This is a genomic window from Cupriavidus sp. (assembly GCF_057315035.1).
Genome location: NZ_DBHKYV010000013.1, coordinates 60,535 through 81,765, shown reverse-complemented (window position 1 = coordinate 81,765; position 21,231 = coordinate 60,535). Strand labels below are relative to the sequence as shown.

General features: G+C 60.6%; 18 protein-coding genes. 6 read left to right on the top strand and 12 right to left on the bottom strand.

The window, feature by feature from the left end; translation table 11 throughout:
• Nucleotides 1-54: 54 nt before the first annotated feature.
• A complete protein-coding gene (locus tag ACO550_RS17625) occupies nt 55-1,002 on the top strand; it encodes a LysR substrate-binding domain-containing protein (RefSeq protein WP_315593269.1) in 948 nt (315 codons plus the stop codon).
• Between the two features lie 93 nt (nt 1,003-1,095).
• On the opposite strand, the gene ACO550_RS17620 is transcribed toward ACO550_RS17625, so the two are convergent.
• The 5 genes from ACO550_RS17620 to ACO550_RS17600 all read right to left on the bottom strand — a co-directional run bounded on the left by ACO550_RS17620 (nt 1,096) and on the right by ACO550_RS17600 (nt 7,665).
• Nucleotides 1,096-1,938, bottom strand: a complete 843-nt coding sequence (locus tag ACO550_RS17620; protein WP_315593268.1) for an ABC transporter permease subunit — start codon at nt 1,936-1,938, stop codon at nt 1,096-1,098.
• A 3-nt stretch (nt 1,939-1,941) separates the two neighbouring features.
• Nucleotides 1,942-2,715 carry an ATP-binding cassette domain-containing protein gene (locus ACO550_RS17615; RefSeq protein WP_315593267.1) on the bottom strand — a complete coding sequence of 258 codons (774 nt, stop codon included), beginning with the start codon at nt 2,713-2,715 and terminating at the stop codon, nt 1,942-1,944.
• A 19-nt stretch (nt 2,716-2,734) separates the two neighbouring features.
• A complete protein-coding gene (locus ACO550_RS17610; protein ID WP_315593266.1) occupies nt 2,735-3,745 on the bottom strand; it encodes an ABC transporter substrate-binding protein in 1,011 nt (336 codons plus the stop codon).
• A 66-nt stretch (nt 3,746-3,811) separates the two neighbouring features.
• The gene (locus ACO550_RS17605) at nt 3,812-5,545 is read right to left on the bottom strand and encodes a hydantoinase B/oxoprolinase family protein (RefSeq protein ID WP_315593265.1); all 1,734 of its coding nucleotides are present in this window, start codon (nt 5,543-5,545) and stop codon (nt 3,812-3,814) included.
• Entirely contained in the window at nt 5,542-7,665 is a 2,124-nt protein-coding gene (locus ACO550_RS17600) for a hydantoinase/oxoprolinase family protein (protein WP_315593264.1), read from the bottom strand. Before ACO550_RS17600 ends, ACO550_RS17605 begins: the two co-directional genes overlap by 4 nt.
• Nucleotides 7,666-8,028: 363 nt before the next feature.
• Here ACO550_RS17600 and ACO550_RS17595 point away from each other — a divergent pair, with 363 nt between their 5' ends.
• Entirely contained in the window at nt 8,029-8,694 is a 666-nt protein-coding gene (locus ACO550_RS17595; RefSeq protein ID WP_315593263.1) for a TetR family transcriptional regulator, read from the top strand.
• Nucleotides 8,695-8,724: 30 nt separating this feature from the next.
• Here the strand turns inward: ACO550_RS17595 and alr are convergent, their stop codons facing one another.
• Together alr and aptA are read right to left on the bottom strand one after the other, a co-directional pair.
• Entirely contained in the window at nt 8,725-9,831 is a 1,107-nt protein-coding gene (alr, locus tag ACO550_RS17590; RefSeq protein ID WP_315593262.1) for an alanine racemase, read from the bottom strand.
• A 28-nt stretch (nt 9,832-9,859) separates the two neighbouring features.
• Nucleotides 9,860-11,212: an omega-aminotransferase AptA gene (gene aptA, locus ACO550_RS17585; protein ID WP_485994920.1), complete on the bottom strand. Its 1,353-nt coding sequence runs from the start codon at nt 11,210-11,212 to the stop codon at nt 9,860-9,862.
• Nucleotides 11,213-11,306: 94 nt separating this feature from the next.
• Between aptA and ACO550_RS17580 the strand changes: the two genes are divergently transcribed.
• Entirely contained in the window at nt 11,307-12,221 is a 915-nt protein-coding gene (locus ACO550_RS17580; protein ID WP_315593261.1) for a LysR substrate-binding domain-containing protein, read from the top strand.
• Nucleotides 12,222-12,453: 232 nt separating this feature from the next.
• Here the strand turns inward: ACO550_RS17580 and ACO550_RS17575 are convergent, their stop codons facing one another.
• The 4 genes from ACO550_RS17575 to ACO550_RS17560 form a co-directional block, all read right to left on the bottom strand.
• The gene (locus ACO550_RS17575) at nt 12,454-13,242 is read right to left on the bottom strand and encodes a class II aldolase/adducin family protein (RefSeq protein ID WP_315593260.1); all 789 of its coding nucleotides are present in this window, start codon (nt 13,240-13,242) and stop codon (nt 12,454-12,456) included.
• Between the two features lie 58 nt (nt 13,243-13,300).
• Nucleotides 13,301-14,281: an NAD(P)-dependent oxidoreductase gene (locus ACO550_RS17570; protein ID WP_315593259.1), complete on the bottom strand. Its 981-nt coding sequence runs from the start codon at nt 14,279-14,281 to the stop codon at nt 13,301-13,303.
• Nucleotides 14,282-14,510: 229 nt separating this feature from the next.
• The gene (locus ACO550_RS17565) at nt 14,511-15,482 is read right to left on the bottom strand and encodes a tripartite tricarboxylate transporter substrate binding protein (protein ID WP_315593258.1); all 972 of its coding nucleotides are present in this window, start codon (nt 15,480-15,482) and stop codon (nt 14,511-14,513) included.
• Between the two features lie 67 nt (nt 15,483-15,549).
• Nucleotides 15,550-16,536, bottom strand: coding sequence for a tripartite tricarboxylate transporter substrate binding protein (locus ACO550_RS17560; RefSeq protein ID WP_315593257.1), 987 nt, complete (start codon nt 16,534-16,536; stop codon nt 15,550-15,552).
• 293 nt (nt 16,537-16,829) lie between these two features.
• Here ACO550_RS17560 and ACO550_RS17555 point away from each other — a divergent pair, with 293 nt between their 5' ends.
• Both ACO550_RS17555 and ACO550_RS17550 read left to right on the top strand, forming a co-directional pair.
• The gene (locus ACO550_RS17555; protein WP_315593256.1) at nt 16,830-18,155 is read left to right on the top strand and encodes an MmgE/PrpD family protein; all 1,326 of its coding nucleotides are present in this window, start codon (nt 16,830-16,832) and stop codon (nt 18,153-18,155) included.
• The gene (locus tag ACO550_RS17550) at nt 18,152-19,051 is read left to right on the top strand and encodes an amidohydrolase family protein (protein ID WP_315593255.1); all 900 of its coding nucleotides are present in this window, start codon (nt 18,152-18,154) and stop codon (nt 19,049-19,051) included. The genes ACO550_RS17555 and ACO550_RS17550 overlap by 4 nt, the downstream gene beginning before the upstream one ends.
• An 89-nt stretch (nt 19,052-19,140) precedes the next feature.
• On the opposite strand, the gene ACO550_RS17545 is transcribed toward ACO550_RS17550, so the two are convergent.
• Entirely contained in the window at nt 19,141-20,133 is a 993-nt protein-coding gene (locus tag ACO550_RS17545) for a tripartite tricarboxylate transporter substrate-binding protein (protein ID WP_315593254.1), read from the bottom strand.
• A 132-nt stretch (nt 20,134-20,265) separates the two neighbouring features.
• Here ACO550_RS17545 and gcvA point away from each other — a divergent pair, with 132 nt between their 5' ends.
• On the top strand, nt 20,266-21,183 hold the full coding sequence (gcvA, locus tag ACO550_RS17540) for a transcriptional regulator GcvA (RefSeq protein ID WP_315593253.1): 918 nt from the start codon (nt 20,266-20,268) through the stop codon (nt 21,181-21,183).
• Nucleotides 21,184-21,231: the final 48 nt, after the last annotated feature.

Genomic DNA, 21,231 nt, shown 5'->3' with positions numbered 1-21,231 from the left:
TTGATCTGCCTCATGCTAGGCTACGCCGAACATAGAATCAACGAGCGAAACGGTATGGATAAATCCGAAAAAGCTATGAGTCAGGGTGAGCTGACGCATCGGATGCTTGAGGTCTTTGCCGCAGTGATGAGCCAAGCCGGAATCAGCGCGGCTGCGCGGTCACTTGATATCTCGCAGCCGTCCGTCAGCCGTCACGTAGCCGAACTCGAGCAGGCGACGAAGTTGAAGCTATTCATCAAACGAGGGCGAACTGTTGTGCCGACCAAGCACGCAATCGCGCTGTTTGAGAGGGTCCAACGGTCTTTTATTGGGCTTCAGGACATAGCACTTCACGCACAGCAACTCCGTCAGAATCAAGAGAACGGATTGAGCGTAGGTTGTCTTCCGGCGCTGGGATACGCTGGCATGGCGGTTGCGATAGCAGCTTTACGTGTGGACATGCCGCAGACCACAGTCCGGTTGGAGATCGATCACTCGCTTGCCATCGGTCAGATGGTTGCGTCAATGCGTATTGATCTTGGTTTCGTCGCTGCCGGCGTCTATCCAGTCGGCGTTGAGAAAATTGGCCGTATCAGTGGAAACTGTCAGTGCATCCTGCCGCCGGGTCATGCGTTGCAGCAGAAGGGAGCCATTGCACTCAGCAAGCTCGTTGAGTATCCGTTCATAGCGCTCTCATCGAGCTCCCGGATTCGGCAAGAGCTCGAAGGGTTGCTGCGCAAAACCAATAGCGAGCTGAGGGTGGTGGCAGAAACGAAGCAATCGGTTTCAGCAAGTGACCTCGTTTTGGGAGGCGTAGGTATTAGCGTGGTGGATCCGTTTACGGCGGCGGAGCACGTTCGCCGCGGGGGAGCCGCAGTTAATCTGCGTCCGGCAATAGAGTACGACATGGAGATCATTGCTCACTCGGATGCTCGGCTAAACGCGGCAGCTCGCTCGTTGCTATCGCACCTGCGCACCAAGGTAATCCTCGATGGCGTGTCAGGGACGCTCAAGATGACGTAGTGACGCGAGAGTTCGACATAGCGGGCGGCGCCCACGTCCGATGGAACGTTTCATCAGACGTGAGCAAACAGAAGCAACGTGAAGGGGAGCTAGCTAGCGCTTGGCTTCAGCAAGCAAACGTAGCTGCTTGTCAGGCTTCGAAGAGGGAGTGGATTCGGCAGTCGGCTTACCACGTTGCGAAGCATGCCAAGGCAGCAGGCGTTCTTCTGCAAGCTCCAGGGCCTTGAACAGGATGACGCCAAGGATGCACAGCAGCGCCAGCGCGACAAAGACGGTAGGCGTGTTAAAGCTGCCCTGCGCAACCAGGATGACGTGTCCGAGGCCAGTCTCACCGGCTACGAACTCTCCCACGATCGTGCCGACAAGCGCGAAGGAAATGCCTACCTTCATACCTGCAAAGATGCTCGGCAGCGCGTTCGGGAACCGAATCTTCCAGAGCACCTTGCTGCGCGAAGCCTGGTTTGCCCTTGCCATGTTGAGCATCTCCGGGTCGATCGACTTCAGACCCAGCACCGTGTCGATAAGAATCGGGAAGATGGCAATCAACATCGCGATGGCGATCTTCGGCGCGGAGCCCGTACCTAGCCAGATGACGAACAGCGGAGCGAGCGCGACCTTTGGGACCGCGTTGAGCGCAACCATCAAGGCATACAGCGTGCGGTCGAGGAAGCGGGAATACACGATACCAATCGCCGCCCCCACACCGAGCAAGACTGCCAAGGCGAAGCCGGCCAGCGTCGTCTGCAGGGTGTCAAGGCTCTGCAGAAGCAAGAAGCCTGGCTGCGAAAAAAACTCCGTGAAGATCTTGCTGGGCGTAGGGAGTAGAAATTCCCTGACGCCAAAGAAGCGGACGCCACCCTCCCAGAGCAGAAGGATAACAACCATAGTAAGGACCGCGAGCCGACTGTTCTCGGAACGTTTCCATAGGAATTTCATCTCTTACCCCTTGTAGATGCCGAGGTCGCGGAAGATGCCGCGAATCTGGGAGACATAATCGGCGAAAGCCTTGGTTTCGCGAACGGCCAGGCCGCGCGGGCGGTCCAGTTCGATGGGAATGACGGCGGCAACGCCGCCGGGATTTCTCGACATCACGACCACGCGGTCACTGAGATAGACAGCCTCGGAGATGGAGTGTGTGATGAACAGGACCGTCTTGCCGGTGTCCATCCAGGTGCGCTGGAGTTCCTCGTTCAGTTCGTCCCGCGTAAATGGATCGAGCGCGCCAAACGGTTCGTCCATCAGCAGCAGTTGCGGATCCACCAACAGCGCACGGCAGATGGAGGCGCGCTGGCGCATCCCGCCCGACAGCTCCCAGGGGTACCGATTCGCGAAAGCGCCAAGGCCGAAGAGGTTAAGTACTGACCGGGCTCGCTCTTCATAGTCGGAGCGGTCCAGGTCGTGGAACTCGGCCGCGATGAGCACGTTGTCCAGGATGGTTCGCCAGTCCAGAAGCAGGTCGCGCTGGAATACGACACCCATGTTCGAGGGCGGACCAACAATCGGGTCGCCTTGCAAGGCGAGATGGCCGCTGGAAATTGGCTCCAGTCCTGCCACGCATTTCAACAGCGTGCTCTTTCCACAGCCGCTGGGGCCCACGATGCTTACGAACTCGCCTTCCTCGATATCGAGACTGACGTCCTTGAGGGCATAAAGCGGGTCCCGCTGTGAACGGTAAATTTTGTTGAGTTGACCAATCTGCAGGAAAGCTGACATGTTCCTCTCCTCCGTCGAACTAGTTCGCCAGCATGGCGTTGGTGTAGTAGTCAGACGGCTTGCGTCCGGGCTTGATTGCGCCGGCGCGCTCCATTGATTGAATGGCAGCCACCCAGTCTGCATCGTTTTGCTTGCCGATCGGAGCCGCTTTCTGCGTCGGGCTCTCGAAGAATTGGCGATATGCAACGATTTGCGACTTCAGGATCTGCGGGTCGAGCTTGGCGTTCGGGCGCTGTGCCACGATTGCCGAGACGGCTTCGTCCTCGTGGCCACCGTAGATGTACTCCCAGGCTTTCACCTGAACCTGAGTGAATTTCTTGATGGCGGCGCCGCGCTCCGAAAGCTTCTTCGGGGTCGTCACAAGACCGTAGCTAGGGAAGTTGATGCCGCTGTCCGCCAGCAGAAGCACCTTGGCCGGCCGCACCTTTGCCACCATGGGCTGACCAAATGGGGCTTGCGACAGGAAACCGTCGCTGTTCCCCGAGGCATAGGTCGAGATCAATGCGCTAGGGGAAACCATCACGATGTTGGTCTTGGACTTCGGCACGTTGCTGGCCTTCAGGTACGGGTCGATGAATGGCGCCCACGGGCTCGTCGTGAAGCAGACGAGCTTCTTGCCAGCCAAATCGGCCACGGACTTCACGTCGAGCTTTTCGTCGACCAACACCGCCAGGTCACCCTTGCGTGCGAACCCGGCGATGGACATCAGGTCGAGTCCGTTCTCCTTGGCGATCGCCATCGTGCCAAGCTGCACTTGCCCAATGTCAGCCTGGCCAGCCGCGAGCAACTGCAGCGTGTTGATGGTGCCGGTGCCGTCCTGGATCTCCACGTCGAGACCTGCTTCCTGGAACCATCCCTTCTGCTTGGCCAAATGCATGGCGGCATGCATGCCCCACGCTGAATAGTCCATCCGCACCAGAAGCTTCTCACCGGCTGCGTGGGCACTTGTGGCGGCAATGGTGCCGACTGTGACAAGTGCCGTGGCTGCCATGACTATGCGGCGGACCTGGTTCATGAACGATGAACGCATGTTGTATTCCTCGTGGGGCATGTGTGGGTGACTTCAAACAGGATAGGTGGGGGAGCCGCGCTTTATCTATGCGGCCTGGGCCATGGTGCTGCCACGCAGGGCGTCGCTCGCCTTGTGGTCGATTTCGCCGGTCTTGGGATCCACGATGACCTTGTAGTGCTCGCGGACATAGTCCGCAGTCAGCTTGTGATTCCAGACGTCCTCGCGGATGCGCTCCAGATCTCGCTCCATCGGGTCGCCAAAGCCGCCGCCGCCAGGCTGGATATGGGTGACTACGTCGTTGCGCGAGATCGTCATGCCGACCTTGCTGGGAAGGTCGGTCACCGACTCGCCATGCTGAAGCAGGTTGCGGGCGGGCTTTGCTGGCTCGCCCCCGGCCAGTCCGTATGGCGAGAACTTCATGCGGTCTGCACGCAGTTGCAGTTGGGCGTCGGGAGCCAGAACGCGATAGCTGCGGCGGATGCCGAGGCCACCGCGGTACTGGCCGGCACCGCAAGAGTCTTCGACCAGTTCATAAGCTTCCACGCGGACGGGATGCTGTGCCTCCAGCGTCTCGATTGGCGTATTCGACAGGTTCTGCGAGGCATTGGTGATGGCTTCGATGCCGTCGCTGGCCGGTCGACCGCCCCAGGCGCCGCAAATCATGTCGACGATGATGTAGGGCTTGCCTTCGTCACTCTTTCCTGAGAGGCAGACCACGGTGTTGCCGCCTTCACCCGCCGCCGGAATTCGATGAGGCACAATCTGCGCCAACGCGCCAAGCATCGCGTCGAACACACGGTAGCCGGTGAGGGCGCGCGCTGCAACGGCACTGGGTGGCAATGGATTCAGCACGGAACCCTCGGGCACATGAACGTCGATGCAGCGGAACACGCCCGCATTGTTTGGCACATCGCCGAGCAACGCGCATCGGACGCTCAGGTAGGTACAGGATTTTGTGTACGACAAGGTCGAGTTGATAGCTGCGCGGACTTGCGGCGCTGAACCCGTGTAGTCGGCCGACACATGGTCATCATGGACCGTTAGGGCCACCTCGATGCGAATCGGCTCGGGCGACATACCGTCGTCGTCAATGTAGTCGACGAAGCGGTATGTCCCCTTGGGCCACTTTTTGATCTCCTCGCGCGTGAGGCGTTCGGCATAGTCCAGCAACTCGTTCAGGTAGGCGCGCGAATCATCTCGACCGTAGCGGTCGAACAGCGCAGTCAGTTCCCGTACGCCAATCTGCGAGGCAGCGTATTGAGCCTTGAGGTCGCCCAGTACGCGGTCTGGCAGGCGTACGTTCTGGGCAATGATGCGCTCAAGCGTTTCATTGACCTTGCCGGCTTCGTAGAGCTTGAGAACCGGAATGCGCAGGCCTTCCTGGTAGATCTCGGTGGAGTCACTGGCATTCGAGCCGGGAACGCGGCCGCCGACGTCCGTGTGGTGGCAAATCACCACGCAGTAGCCCTCCAGTTCGCCGTGGTAGAAGAAGGGGACGAACATGAAGATGTCCGGCAGGTGCATGCCGCCTTCGTACGGGTCATTGACGATGACGGCGTCCCCGGGCTGAAGCGTGTCGCCATACCGTTGCTGGACGGCGGCCATGGCTTCGGGGATTGCACCCAGGTGCAGCGCAATGGTCTTGGCCTGGGCAACCATACGGCCGTGACGGTCGCAGATGGCCGCCGAATAGTCCATCACGTCCTTGACGATTTCCGAGCGGGCGGTACGGATGACGGTGTACGCGACTTCGTCGACGATGGAGTCCATCGCGTTTTTCACTACCGCAAAGGTGACCGGATCGAACTGCGTGTTCATGCTTGCTCCTGGGCGATATCGATGATGATGTTGCCAATCTTGTCCGCGTGGGCCGTGGCGCCAGGCGGCACGACGATAGTGGTGTCGTACGACTCGATGATCAGCGGACCTTGGCGCGGCACCTCCGTGATGGCCGAGCGCGGCACCAGCTGGGTTTCACACGGCGGTTGGTCACGCTCGAAGCTGACTTGTCGTGTGCCGGAAACGCCTTGCAGCGCGCTGGCATCCACCCGGATGTCATTGAACTTCAGTCGTTGGCTGCTACGGCCATAGGCGCTCAGTCGGACATTGACGAGTTCCAGCGGCTCCTCGTTGCTGTAGCCAAACGTTTGCTGGTATTGGTCCGCGAAGTCCTCGACCAACTGGGCGAGCGCAGCAGCATCGATTGCTTCGCCAGTCCAGGTGCGCAGCGGGATGGTCAGTTCGGAGCTTTGGCCGACATAGCGCAGGTCCAGGCCAACGGCCACGTCGACGGCATCCTGGGGGTAGCCTTCCTGGGCGAGGACCGATAGCCCCTGGACGCGTAATTCTTCGATGGCCACACCGATGCTCGACGCATCGCATTGGGCGAGCGGGCGCAGAATGGCCTTGACGAAATTGTGCTCGGCATCGGCGCCGAGCATTCCCGCCGAGCAGAATACGCCTGCCATAACGGGGGCAATCACCCGCTTGATGCCGAGCAGCTTGGCCACGTCCACGGCATGGAGTGGGCCGCCGCCGCCAAAGGCAATCATCGTCATGTCGCGTGGGTCGCGGCCGCGCTCGACGGTCACGGCGCGCAGCGCGCGGGCCATGCTCACGTTGGCGACGTGGCGGATGCCATGTGCGGCAGCCAGCGTGTCAAGGCCGAGTTGTTCGCCGATGTGAGCGTCAATCGCTTGCTTCGACTTGGCCGGGTCAACTTTGAGGCTGCCGCCGGCGAGCGCGCTGGGATTCAGGAAGCCCAGTGCCATGTTGGCGTCCGTGACGGTGGGGCGGTCGTTGCCGCGGCCATAGCAGGCAGGGCCAGGGTTCGCACCAGCCGATTCCGGGCCAACGCACAGCAGACCGCCTGCATCGATACCTGCCAGAGAGCCACCACCGGCACCGACTTCCGCGATGTCGATGGCCGGTACCTTCAGCACATAGCCGCCACCCTTCACGAAGCGGCTCGGTGCGCTGATGCCATCGCGGAATTCGTATTCGTTCGTCAGCGAAGGAATGCCATTGGTGATGATGGATGCCTTTGCGGTGGTGCCGCCCATGTCGAAGACGATAAGGTCGTTGCCACCGCTAAGGCTACCAATCTGCGCGGCCCCTGCGACGCCGCCCGCCGGACCCGATGCGACGGCGAAGACCGGCTTGTCACTAGCGCTATCGACCCCCATCATGCCGCCGTTCGAGGCCATGACCTGCAGCGAGGCGGTCACACCCATGCGGCCGAGGTCGTCCTTCAGGCGGCGCAGGTACGTGCGCATGGCCGGCAGGATGTAGGCGTTGACCACCGTGGTACTGGTGCGCTCGTATTCCTTGATCTCGGGGAGTACGTCGCACGATGCGGTCACCAGCAAGCCGGGGAACTCGCGTTCAAGGCTCGCCTTGGTTTCCAGTTCGTGGACCGGATTGATATAGCTGTTCAGGAAGCAAACGGCCAGGGCTTCCACCCCTTCGTCGACCAGGCCGCGCGCAATGGTCAAGACTTCATCGATGTTCAAGGGGACGACAATGTTCCCACGCGCATCGATGCGCTCCGTGATGCCGCGACGGTAGCGACGAGCAGCAAGGGGCTGTGGCTTTTGCCAGCCCAGGTCAAACATGGTGGGAGTGCGGATGCGACCGATTTCCAGGATGTCGCGGAAGCCGGCAGTCGTCAGGACGCCGGTGCGGGCACCGACCTTCTGCAGGATGGTGTTGGATGCCGTGGTGGTGCCGTGGACGATTTCCGTGATGTCGCCCGGCTGGATGCCTGCCTGCTCGATCAGTGCCTTGAGGCCGGTAACGATGGCTTCACCCAGGTCGTGCGGCGTTGTGGACGTCTTGTTCACGAACAGGCGTCCGTCGGGCAAAGAAAGAACGATGTCCGTAAAGGTTCCGCCGATATCGCACCCGACTCGGGCGCCAGCGCTGCTTCCTACTTGCATTGTGCAACTCCAGGGAAAAGAGGCCTTAGCGACTGTTGCTGGCCTCATGGTGTTTGCTTCCAGGGGCTCTGAGGATCGTGATCAAGGTCATCGATTAACTAACTAGTCAGTACAATAGACGTCGGATTCAGGCGTGCCAACCCGGGTTTTCACGTAGCACCGATACGGCGCCAGTATTAGGTTTCAGGCATCCTTGCGGTGCGGCCAAACCGGTGTAGACTAACCAACTGGTTAGGCGCTGCACCAGTGTGGCGACCAGTGACGAAACAACAGACGATAAGGGCAAGCCATATGCCAGCGACGAAAACTAGCGGAAAAGCCAAACCTCGCGATGCGGCGGTGACACGGGAGAAGATCCTTCAGATGGCCGCCAAGGAATTTGCGTCCAAGGGTTACGACGGGGCGCGGGTTGACAGCATCGTGGCGCGCAGCAAGATCAGCAAGAACCTGGTCTATCACTACTTCGAAAGCAAGGAACTGCTGTTCATCGAGGTGATGGAGCGTGCGTACTCGGCCATGAGGGAGCGGCAAAACCAGTTTGGGCTGCTGGGGGACAACCCCGTCGAGGACATGAAGACGCTGGTGCTGCAAACCATCCGGCACTTCATTGAGCACCCGGAGTTCATTCAACTGCTAAGCACGGAAAATCTGCACAAGGCCGAGCACATCCGGAAGTCCAAGGTCATTCCGGTGATGTTCAATCCGTTGCGGAGTGCGCTGGCGGAGATACTGGAGCGCGGTAAGCAGCAGGGGGTATTCCGTCCTGATGCGGATTGGGTTGACCTGTATGTGTCGATCTCAGGGCTGGGTTCCTACTCCATCTCGAATCGGTACACGCTGTCATTTGTGCTGGGAGTGGATCTTGGCGAGAAGGAGAGGGTGGAAGCCAGGCTGCAGCACGTCTGCGACATGGTAATGAGCTACCTGTGCAAGTTCGATGGTGCATCGACTGTGCCATCAAGCGGCCAAACGCAGACCGTAAGCGTGGCAGACGCAGCCGCACCCGTAGCGGATAGCGTGGCGGACTGAGTGGGCTCGGACAGATGAACACCCTCCTGCTCACGCCAGCGCGGATTCTCGAACTGGAAGCTGCTGCAGCGGCTCCTGCGCATACTGCAGTGGTACGCGCTTGACGTTGCACAGCAACTCGTAGGCGATAGTTCCGGAGGCCTGGGCGACATCGTTCACGCTGACATTGGGTCCCCACAGTTCGACGCGGCTACCGATCCCTGCCGATGGATGGTCGGTAAGATCGATTGTGAGCATGTCCATCGAGACGCGGCCAATGATGCGCGTCAGATGGCTATCCACCATGACCGGTGTTCCCTCGGGCGCTGTGCGCGGGTAGCCGTCCGCATAGCCCATGGCGACCAGGCCGACGCGAGTGGGCCGCGTCGCCACGAAACGCGCACCGTAGCCGAGGGCGTCGCCTGGCTGAAGTTCGCGTACTGCAAACACCTGGCTCTCCAGGGTCATGACCGGAAAAAGCCCAGGTTCGCCGGACGGCATGGGGGCTGCGCCGTAGAGCGCAATACCTGGGCGCGCCCATTCGCGTCGGGCGGCTGGCCACGCAAGGATCCCTGCGGAGTTGCACAGGCTCCTGTCGCCCGCGATTCCCTCGGTCGCGCGATCGAACCGTTGAATCTGTTTTGTCGTCGCCTCCGAGTCCGGCTCGTCCGCTCGCGCAAAGTGGGACATCAGCGTGATTTGCGCGAGCTTACCCGTGGCAGCGAGTCGCGAATAAATCTCGCTGGCGTCTTCGGGAGCGAAACCTGCCCGTGCCATGCCCGTATCCAGCTTCAGCCACACGTGCAATCCGGTTGCGCTGGCAGAGAGCTCAATCATCCGCAACTGGGTCTCATGGTGCACGACGGTCCATAACCCGAACTGCTGCGCCAACTGCAAGTCGCGTTCGTCGAACATGCCTTCCAGCACCAGGATAGGCGCGTCGATTCCCGCTTCCCGCAGCACCACGGCTTCTTCAAGAAAAGCCACCGCGTATCCGTCGGCCATGCCGCGCAAGGCGCGAGCGCATCGGACGGCGCCATGCCCATAGGCATTGGCCTTCAGCACAGCCAGGGCACGGCCGCCGTGCATCGCCCTCAACCGTTCATAGTTGTGGCGAAGCGCGGCGAGGTCGATGCTGGCGAGAGCGGGGCGTGCCATGGTTCAGTCCTGGTCTGGACGTTGAGTCTTAGACGATGGTTTCGATCACTCCACCAACGGCGTCAAACATGCTGTCGAGCTCGCTGGTCGTGGTGTTGAACGCCGGACCAAACTGGAGCGTGTCGCCGCCGAATCGGACATAGAACCCCTTCTTCCACAACGCAAGACCTGCCTCGAATGGGCGGATGGTCGCATCACCGCCGCGCGGGGCGATCTGAATGGCGCCGGCCAGACCACAATTCCGGATGTCGACGATATGCTTGGCGCCGCGGAGGCCATGAATCGCTTTTTCGAAATGGGGGGCGAGGTCCGCTGCCTTCTGAATCAAGTTCTCGCGCTTGAGCAGGTCAAGCGTCGCCAGGCCCGCGGCGCATGCAACGGGGTGGGCCGAGTAGGTATAGCCGTGGGCGAATTCGACGGCATGCTGCGGTGCCGACTGGTTCATGAACGTGTCGTAGATTTCGCTGGATGCGATGACCGCACCCATTGGAATGGCGCCGTTGGTCAGTTGCTTGGCGACGTTCATCAGGTCAGGGGTAACGCCGAAATACTCGGCACCCGTTGCTTCACCCATGCGGCCGAACCCCGTGATGACTTCATCGAAAATCAGCAGGATGCCGTGCTGGTCGCAGATTTCGCGCAAACGCTGGAGGTAGCCCTTCGGCGGAACAATCACGCCGGCCGAGCCCGACATCGGCTCCACGATGACTGCCGCGATGTTCGACGCATCGTGCAATTCGATGAGCTTCAGAAGCTCGTTGGCAAGCTCGACGCCGCCGGTTTCTGCCTGGCCCCTGGTGAATGCACAATCTGCCTGCAGCGTGTGTGGCAAGTGGTCCACGTCCATCAACTGGCCAAACGTCTTTCTGTTGCCACCAATCCCGCCCAGGCTCGTTCCTGCGATGTTCACGCCGTGATAGCCCCGGGCTCGGCCTATGAGCTTGGTCTTCGCCGGCTGGCCCTTGAGCCTCCAGTATGCGCGGGCCATTTTCACGGCTGTATCGGCGCATTCGGAGCCGGAGTTGGTATAGAAGACGTGCTTCAGGTTGCCAGGCATCATGTCCACGATGCGCTCGGCGAGCGTGAACGAGAGGGGGTGACCGAACTGGAATGCCGGCGCGTAGTCCAGCGTTCCCAGTTGACTAGCCACTGCTTCCTGAATCTCCTTGCGGCTATGGCCGGCGCCGCAGGTCCACAAGCCAGACAAGCCGTCAAATACTTTGCGGCCATCCGCGTCAATCAGGTAACGTCCCTCGGCTGCGACGATCAAGCGCGGGTCTTCGCGAAAATTCCGATTGGCGCTGAACGGCATCCAATGGGCGCTGAAGTTCAGGTCAGCCTTGTTCTTGAGGGCGTGGGCGGCGGAGGGGTTCACGGGGATTCCTTGATGAAGGGGCTACGTGCTGGAGTTTGGCCTTTCTCATGCGTGAGTAAAATATAATTCTTCTAACGATTACTTATTGCTTTGCTCACCTATGAAGAAGCTTCCGCTCGCCCAGGTCACGGACTTCGACCTTCGACTGCTACGCGTCTTCCGCACGGTTGCAGAAGTAGGTAGCTTCACTGCCGCCGAAAGTACGTTAGGCATCTCGCGATCTGCGATCAGCCTTCACATGAGCGAACTTGAGAAGCGTCTGGGGGTCCGACTGTGCCAGCGGGGGCGTGCGGGGTTTGCCCTCACGGATGAGGGGCGAGAGGTTCTTAGGGCCGGCGAGGTGGTACTTGCTGCCATTGACGGCTTCCGCACCGAGGTGAACCAGTTGCATCAAAGCCTGCGCGGTGAACTTAACCTCGGGCTCATGAACAACCTGGTTACGCAGCCGAAGATGCGGATTCCCGACGCCTTGAAGGCGATCCGGCGCCAAAGCGATGGCGTGCGCATCAATATCAGTATGAGTACGCCTGGCGAGATTGAGCGGGGGCTGCTGGATGGCAGAATCCATATTGGGGCGTTGCCAATGCTCACCACGCTTTCGACGCTCGACTACAGTCCGCTATACGAAGAGCGCTCGCAGCTCTATTGCAGCCGAAACCACAGGCTGTTTGCTTCCGCGAAGAAAGTCAGAATGTCTGACCTGGGAGCGCTGCCTGCGGTGGCGCCAAGTTACCGCATGAGCGCGGAAGCCATGCAACTGCACCAGGGGTTGAACTGTGCGGCAACGGCGACCGACCGCGAAGGCATCGCATTCCTGATTCTCACTGGGGAATACATCGGCTTTCTGCCCGACCATTTTGCCGCGAGCTGGGTTGAGAAAGGCATGCTCGCGCCGCTGGTTCCCAAAGAGATGCAATTTGAAGTGACACTTGGCATCGCTACGCGGAAGGGTCGCCGAAAAAATCTGATCGTTGACCGCTTTCTCGAAGTCCTGCTTCAGAACACTCGCGCGTGAGAGTACGTTGGGGCAGGGCCGGCTACAGGCTCGACCGCATCTGTGTCGAAGATGCGTAGACGAGAGCGAGTACATCGAATTTGCCCGTAAGCGCGTCACTGAGTACATCTCGCAGAGCGCCGTTGGCACGATGTCGTTCAAGGACATCGCGGGCGACGTGAGCTTGACGGTTGGTTCGCATCCTTAATTGGCCCCTGGCCTGAGGCCAGGGAGTCATCGAATAAATCTGGCATCAATCACGGAAACTCGGATCCATGCGATCCAGCTTGCGCAGCAGCGCGGGCCACTCCATCACGCCAAACGGACGACGTGTGTTGGGCTGATAGTTGTTCCAGGTCGCTTCAAGCACGTCGGCAGGAACTTCGCTGAGTTTGGTGCCGCATGCCATTGCAGCGAGTTGCGCGCGGCACGACAGTTCAAGGCGGTGCATCCAGTTGAATGCCTCGCCGACGGTGTTGCCAACCGTGAGCGCGCCGTGATTGCGCAGGATCAGCGCTTCGCCGCGGCCAAGATCCTCGAGCAGCGAAGCTTGTTCCGCGGTATCGAGCACCACGCCCTGATAGTCGTGATACTTCACCTTCAGGAAGCGCATGGAGGTCTGGGTAAGCGGCAGCAGTCCGCATTCCAGTGCGGACACAGACATCGACGCCCAGCTATGGGTATGAACCACGCAGGCGACTTCAGGGCGTGCTTCGTGGATCGCGCTGTGGATCACATATCCGGCCTTGTTGATGCCATAGTCCAGCGCACCGAAATCCGGCTTGGAAAGGATCTTGCCGTCGTGGTCGACCTTGATCAGGCACGACGCGGTGATTTCCTCGTACATCATGCCGTACGGATTGATCAGGAAGGCGTTGTCTTCGCCCGGCACGCGCATCGAGATATGGTTGGCCATCATGTCGGCCATGCCGTAGAGCTCCACCAGGCGATAGCATGCCGCAAGGTCGACGCGCGCCTGCCATTCGGCCTCGCTGCAACGCTCGCGCATCGAAGGGATATTGAGTACACCGGTTTTGCTCATGAAACACTCCTTGGGTTTGGCTTGGCCAGGCGGGGCGGATGGTTCGGGTGTCGCGATGTCACGCCGCCGCGACGACATTACGCAGTGGCTTGCCGTTTTTCCAACGGCGCAGGTTGTCCAGGAAAATCTTGCCGACTTGCGCGTAGTGGCCCGTAGTGTGGCCTGCCGTGTGCGGGGAGACCAGGACGTTCGGCAATGTCCATAGTGGGGATTCGGCATCGAGCGGTTCATGCTCGAACACGTCGAGGAATGCGCCCCCGAGATGGTTGGACGCCAGCGCATCGATGAGCTCGGACTGCTTCACGATTTCGCCGCGCGAGACGTTGACCAGAAGCGAGCCCTGCGGCAAGAGCGCGAGCGTGCGTCGGTTCATCAGGCCTCGTGTGATGTCGGTAAGCGGGCAGGCCAGCACGACGATGGAGGCGCCGGGTAGCACTCGGTCAAGGTCGGTGAAAGCGAAGGTTTCGTCGACGCCATCCACGGGCTCGCCGGAACGGTTGATGCCGATGACGCGCACATTCACGGCCTTCAGCAAACGACTGACCTCCAGGCCAATCGGGCCGAGTCCAACGACGATGGCTGTTTGTCCGCCGATGTCTCGGGGAGCGCGATCACCAAGAAACGGTTCCCACCGCCTGTTGCGCTGTGATTCGATCAGGGTCGGCAGTTTGCGCGCCAGGGCCAGCGCACCGAGGAATGCCATTTGCGCAACCGGCGTGGCATTGGCGCCGGATGCCGTTGTGACGGTGACGCCTTTGCCGATCATTTCGGCGAAGATCGGTCGGTCTGCTCCGGCCGAATGAGCCTGGAACCATTTCAGGCGTGGCGATGCACGCATGGCCTCGTAGTACTGCGTCAACGATGGCGCAAGTTGGACCTTGCCGGAATCTGCCGTAACGTCCCGCGAAAGAAATGCAATGTCCGCGCCGCCAGGCTCGTTTCCAGACAATAGGTGTTCAGGCGTGACGAGCTTGTGCGGTACATCCGCGAGCACTTCCTCAACAAGCTCGCCAAGTACATCAATCGCCTTGGCTGACATCAGCAAGGTCAGCCGTGGTTCCGTGATCAAGATGCCTCCGTCAAACTAAGCGTGATTCTCAGGACACCACGAAGGTGGTTGCCCTGCCGGATGATTCTATGGCGCGCGTTCTCCATTCCCAATGGTGTTCCATCAGGTGAAACGGTCAACGCGATACGTGCCTGCTGCATACCTTTGCGTGCTCCTTGCGGGACTCTACATGAGGCATGGCTATTTCCCTTTCGGTTGATCAATCGTTCTGAAGCTTCAGCTCGCGGATCAGCGCGCCGTACTTGACCAGGTCCTGGTCATATTGTTTGCGATAGCCGTCCAGGTTGACCGTCATGACGGATGAGCCGCCTTGCGCCAGGCGCTGCTGCACATCGGGTTTTTGCAGGATCTGATTGACGTCTGCATTGATCTTCTGCAGGACTTGGGGCGGAGTGGCCGCGGGAGCAAGCAATCCGTACCAGGTGTCGACGTTGAAATCGGCAAGTCCGGCTTGAGCGAAGGTTGGAACGTCAGGCAATAGCGGAGAGCGCGTGTCGGAGGCAACTGCAATGGGAATGACTTGTCCCTGCCTTACCTGGTCGATGACGGTTCCCAGCCCGGCAAAGGACATATCAACCCGGCCCGAAAGCAGGTCGACGATCAGCGCTGATCCGCCCTTGTAGGGAATGTGGTGCAACTTCGTTCCGGAGAGTTTCTGGAACATCTCGCCTGCGAGATGCGGAATGCTTCCGTTGCCGGTCGAGGCATAGGTGAACTTGTTCGGATCCTTCTTCATGGCTGCAACCAGGGACTTCAAGTCTTTCTGTTGCAGTCCTTTCGACACGACGAGCACGTTTGGCTGGGCCGCGGCGATAGCAATCGGGACAAAGGCTTTCTTCGGGTCATACGGCAGCTTCGTGTACAACGCTGCGTTCATTGTGATACTGCGGGTACCCATCAGCAGGGTATGGCCGTCGGCCGGTGCTTTGGCCACGAATGCCGCCGCCAGCGTGCCATTGGCGCCGGGGCGGTTGTCAACGATGACCGGCTTGCCCCAGACCTTGGAGAGTTGCTCGGCGACGATGCGCGCAGTGGCATCCACTGGGCCACCTGCCTGGAATCCTACGAGAATGGTCACCGTCTTGTCAGGGAATGCTTGCTGAGCAAAGGTGGCAGATGTCAGTCCTGCGACAAGACAAGCAGCAAAGTGAAGAACGCGAAGGCGTGGCATGGAAGAGTTCCCCAGGTCCGTGATGCAAGCGTCGGAAGACCGGCGGCATTGCCGCCGGGTAACGAGATCACAGAGAAATCTTCACGGTCTTGAACACCGCACCCCAGCGATCGACTTCGTGATGGAGGTACTTCTTGAAGTCCTGGCGCGAGCCACCGACGACCACTGCACCTTGTGCTTCGAGCTTGTCGCGGACGGCGGGCGATGCCAGTGCCTTGTTCACTTCGGCGTTGAGACGGTCAAGGATCGGAGCTGGCGTACCGGCCGGGGCCATCAACCCGTTCCACGAGTCCGCTTCGAATCCCGGCAGGCCCGATTCATCCATGGTGGGGACATCGGGCATCTGGGGCAGGCGCTTCTTCGAGCCGACCGCCAACGGACGCGGATTGCCAGACTTAAGTGCCGGGAGTGCCGACATCGAGGTCATGAAGACCATGTCGACGTTACCTGCCATCAGGTCTGTCAAGGCACTCGACGCTCCCTTGTACGGTACGTGCAGCATGTCGATGCCGGCCTTTTGCTTGAGCAGTTCGCCGGCAAGATGCTGTGAGCCGCCGGGACCGGTAGAACCGAAGGTCAGGCTTCCGGGCTTTTGCTTTGCCAGAGCGATCAATGACTTGAGGTCGGTCACAGGCAGCGTTTTCGAGACGGCCAGCACGGCCGGCGCAGTCATCACGTTGGCAATGGGTTCGAAGCTCTTCAGCACATCGAACTTCAGGTTCTTGTACAGATACTTCGTCATCGTGATTGGCGCTGCGGCCAGCAGCAGCGTGTAGCCGTCAGGCGCGGATGAGGCGACGTACTCCGACGCGATATTCGACCCCGCGCCGACCTTGTTCTCGACGATGACGGGCTGTCCCATCGACGCCTGCATGGCGTTGGCGATCAGGCGCGCCGTCAGATCCGTCGGGCCGCCGGCCTGGTAGCCAACAACGATCCGGATTGGGGCCGAAGGATAGGGGCCTGCGGCAGTAGCGGGCGTTGCAGCAAGGGCGGCGCCAAGCGTCAGGAGGACGCCCGCTGCCACGCCCGGGAATGGACGAGGGAATTGCATACTGTTGTCTCCGAGAAATTCTTGGACGCCGCCGTGAGCGCTGTCGATCGCGTTGGCGCAAGACACGAGGCGTTCGTTTAGTCGCAATAGTGGGCGATTTCCCTGCGTGGGAGAAATGCCCATTGCGCCCTGTGTCATAACAAAAAGTCATTGCTGGGGAGCTTGCGGCGGGTGTTTTTTGGGATTCTAAAAACTCATGGCTGCGTCCCGAATTGGAAGTTGTCACGCGTAGCTGGTTGAGCCACCATGCAGAATCCGCCGAACCCAGACGTGCGCACGACGCGACTACAAACATGACAATCATCGAGACATTTGCCGCCTATGCGGAAAACCCGGGATCGGGTGCCGACCAGAGCGAAGTTATCCACCATGCCAAGCGTGCGGTCGTCGATTGGTATGCCGCATTGATTCCGGGCGCGGTGGCAGCGCCTGGCACGTTGCTGGAGACCGCGTTGGCTGAAGATCTGGATCGCGGTGAGGCACGCCTGGCGCTGGGACGGAAGGCAACGGTCAGAACGGCCGCGCTGATCAACGGAACCGCTGCGCACACCGTCGAGGTGGACGACATCTACAAGCACGCCATCTATCACCCGGGTGCGCCGACCATTGCGGCCGCGCTGGCGGCTGGCCAGGCACGCAAGATCGACGGCAAGGCATTCCTGCGAGCGGTCATCATCGGCTATGAGGTGTCCTGTCGCATTGGCGCGGCGATGGGTCGGACGCATTACAAGTATTGGCATAACACCGGTACGGTCGGCACGTTTGGCGCTGCCGCTGCCGCGGCGGCCGTCCTGAAGCTGGATGCCAAACGGACCGCTCATGCCTTGGCAACCTGCGCTACGTTCGCCGCTGGCCTGCAGCAAGCCTTCCGCATGGACTCGATGTCGAAGCCGTTGCATTCCGGTCGCGCGGCGGAGGGTGGGGTTCTGGCGGCCTTGGCTGCCGAGGCAGGGGTTACCGGGTCGCTCGATGTTATTGACGGCGAGGCTGGCATCGGACGCGCCATGAGCAATGGTCCGGACTGGCAAGCGGCGGCCGCGACGCTCGGGCGCGAATACGCCATCACCCAGATGACGTTCAAGAACCACGCTTGCTGCGGACATACGTTTGCCGCGATCGATGGCGCGCAGGCCCTGCAGCGGCAGCACGGTTTTGCCGCGGACGATATCGAAAGCGTTCGTGTAGCAACGTATCGCCCAGCGCTGGAGGTTGCCGGCAATCCGAATCCGCAGACGGCGGCAGAAGGGCGCTTCAGCCTTCCGTACGTGGTGTCGAATGCGCTCATCCACGGCAGCGTGCGCCTGGCGGCGTTCACGCCTGAGCGGCTTGCGGATGCGTCGGTGCGTGCGCTGATGCAGCGCATCGATCTTCAGGTGGATCCGGAGATCGATGCGGCGTTTCCTGGCAAGCGTGCGGCCCGGGTGGCTGTCCGTCTGCGTGACGGGCAAGCGTTCGAATATCTGCAGCCGAATCGCAAGGGCGATCCCGAGGAACCGCTGAGCGACGAGGATCTGGACGAGAAGTTCTTTGAACTCGCAGGCCCCGTGCTTGGCGCCGCTGCGGCAAAGGATTTGCTGCAACGCCTGTGGACGCTCGAGACAGCGTCGTCGTTGCCATGAGCGAACGAGCCGAAGGCCAGTACGGGAGTGCTGTCGCGCCGATGCCGCGCAGGCCAAAGGCCGAGACGCCAAACGGCGCCTGCGACTGCCATTGCCATGTCTTCGGGCCGTACGAGATGTTCCCTCTGGCCGGGGAGCGCACCTATGCGCCGCCGGAAACCACCGTAGCGCGGTATCTGTCGATGCTCGATACGCTCGGATGCCAGCGCGGCGTGCTGGTGCAGGCATCCGCGCACGGACTGGACAATCGCGCCATGCTTCACGCAATCGCCAACGCGCCGGACCGGCTGCGCGGTGTCGCCGTGGTGGACGCGGAGACGACTCTCGAAACACTGCAGGACCTGTATCGCGCCGGCGTTCGCGGCCTGCGAATCGCGAGGTTGCTGAATGCGGACGGATCGCCCCGGTACAAGAACACGGTGGACGTGTCCGCGCTCGACCGGCTTTTGCCCCATATGCAGAAGATTGGCCTGCATGCGCAGCTATGGACCACGCTGGACCAACTGGAAAGCCTCGAGCCGACGATCCGGTCAGCCGGGATTCCGTTTGTACTCGACCACATGGGGCGTAGTGGCCCGGAGGTTGGGCTGGATAGCCCGGAATTCGACCGCCTGTGCGGTCTGGTGGCCGACGGATATCTGTGGGTCAAGCTGACGCCCTACCGGCCATCGCTGGCCTATCCGGACTACGACGACATGCGGCCGTATCACGAGCGGTTGTTGCAGGCCAATCCGGATCGGATGCTGTGGGGAAGCGACTGGCCGCACATCAATATGGACAAGGACGTGCCCGACGCGGGACACCTGGTCGACCTGCTTGCGGCGTGGACCAAGGACAGGGACATTCTTCACAAGATCCTGGTGTCGAACCCTGCGCGGCTGTACGGGTTCGAGTAGACAACCCATCGTTATAAGAATCGGCAGTACTGCAAACGAAATCGCCACCTCCAGGGTGGCGATTTGCATTGGATGTTGGTGCTGAAGGGTTACATCGCCTTCAGGGCGCCACTTGCGACCAGGGACTCGGCCTTGCGGTCTTCCTCCCTGAGGTAAGCCTGGAAGTCGGCGACGCTCATCGGCGTCGGTACCGAGCCCATTTGCCGGATCCGCGCCTGCACGTCCGGGTCGGACAACGCGGCGTTCAATGCCTTGTTCAGTTGTGCCACGATCTCCGGTGGTGTCTTTGCGGGCGCCAGGAGGCCCGCCGAGGTGCTGATATCAAAGTTTGCGGCGCCCAGTTCCGCCAGTGTCGCGACGTCGGGAAGATCGGGTGCGCGCGACTTCGTCGTCACCGCCAGCGCACGGAGCTTGTTCGAGCGGATATGCGGAAGCGAACTAGGCAGCTGGTCCACCATCGCATCCACCTGGCTGCCCAGCAGATCATTCAGTGCGGGCGCCGACCCCTTGTACGGCACGATGTTCAGCTTGATGCCCAACGCCTCCTGCATCCGCAGGAGCGCAACATGGTTGGTGGTGCCATTGCCCGAATGGGCCACGCTCACCTTGCCCGGATTTGCCTTGGCGTAGGCAATGAAGTCCTTGAACGTCTTGTGGGGGCTGCCGGCCGGGACTTCGAGTACCAGCGGCGTGACGGCGATCATGCCGATGCCGACGAAGTCAGCGGCGGTAAATGGCCGACGGCCCGGTATCAGTCGGGGTGTGACAGCATAACTGCCGTTTGCACTGGCTACCAGCGTATAGCCATTGGGCGTGGCACGCGCGGCAAGTTCGTGGCCAATCACGCCACCGGCGCCTGCACGGTTGTCGAGGATGACCGATTGCTTCAGGGCCTGACCCATCGGCACCGACACGGCCCGGGCGATGATGTCCATGTTGCCGCCCGGCGCGAATGGCACGATCACGGTTATCGGCTGGGAAGGGTATTTGTCCTGCGCAAACGCGGCTGGTACGTAGAGTGCGCCAAGCGCGGGCAGGGCAGCCGTTGAAAACGCAGCCCTCAGGAATGTACGACGATGCATGGTTGTCCCCTTTATGAGTATGTCCCCCTGCAATGCGGGGATCATCAAAATGGTGGGACTACCCACAATCGTTGAATACTTCCAATAGCGTGCTCAGATATAATAAAAAATCATTCCTCAAGGTTCCCTGACATGGCGCGACGCATTCCTCCGATGAATCCATTGCGGGTTTTCGAAGTCGTGGCCAGGACGCAGAACCTGACGCTCGCCGCCCAGGAATTGCATGTCTCCCAATCGGCGGTCAGCCGTCAGATTGCGGTTCTCGAAATGTATCTGGGCGTTGAGCTGTTCCGTCGCGAACGCCACGGCGTGACCTTGACGCGTGCGGGTCAAAGCTATGCGGATGAAGTGGTGCCAGCTTTTGACGCCGTGGCCACCGCGACGGCGCGGCTGCTCAGGAGCACCTCACAGGGTGCCTTGCGCGTGCGCACCTACACGACGTTTGCCGCCAAGTGGCTGATTCCGCGGTTGCCGGATTTCCAGGCCCAGTTTCCCAGTATCGAAGTACGCATCGACAATGCCATTCCGGATGTGGACTTCGACCGCGATCCGGCGGATCTCGCCATCCAGTTTGGCGACGGGCGCTGGCCGCGGGTCAACAGCGACATGCTGTTTGGCGACGAAATGGAGCCGGTCTGCACACCGGCTTACCTCCAGAACCACAAGGGGAGCCGGGGCAAGACGCTGCAACCACTGCTAAAGCATCGGCTACTGGTGTCGCACTATCGACGCGCGGACTGGGACGATTGGCTCGCGTTCGCGCAAATGGCCGACGTCGCCAAGGACACGGAGCGCATGAGCTTCGGCAGCTCCGTGATGACGTGGCAAGCTGCGCTCGATGGGCTTGGCATCGCCATCGGTCAGACGGCGATGCTGAAATCCGAGCTCGAGTCCGGCCGCCTGATCCGTCCGTTCGAACAGCCCTATCGCAGGGACAAGGCCTACTACCTCGTTCGTCCACACGTGCAGAGAGAGTCGCGAAAAATCGTGGCGTTCCGCGACTGGCTGCTGGAGACGGTTGCCCGGGAAGCCGGCGCATCCCAGAAATGATCCGGGCCTGAACGCAGGCATTCCAATTTGTTCTGGCTAACATCCAAA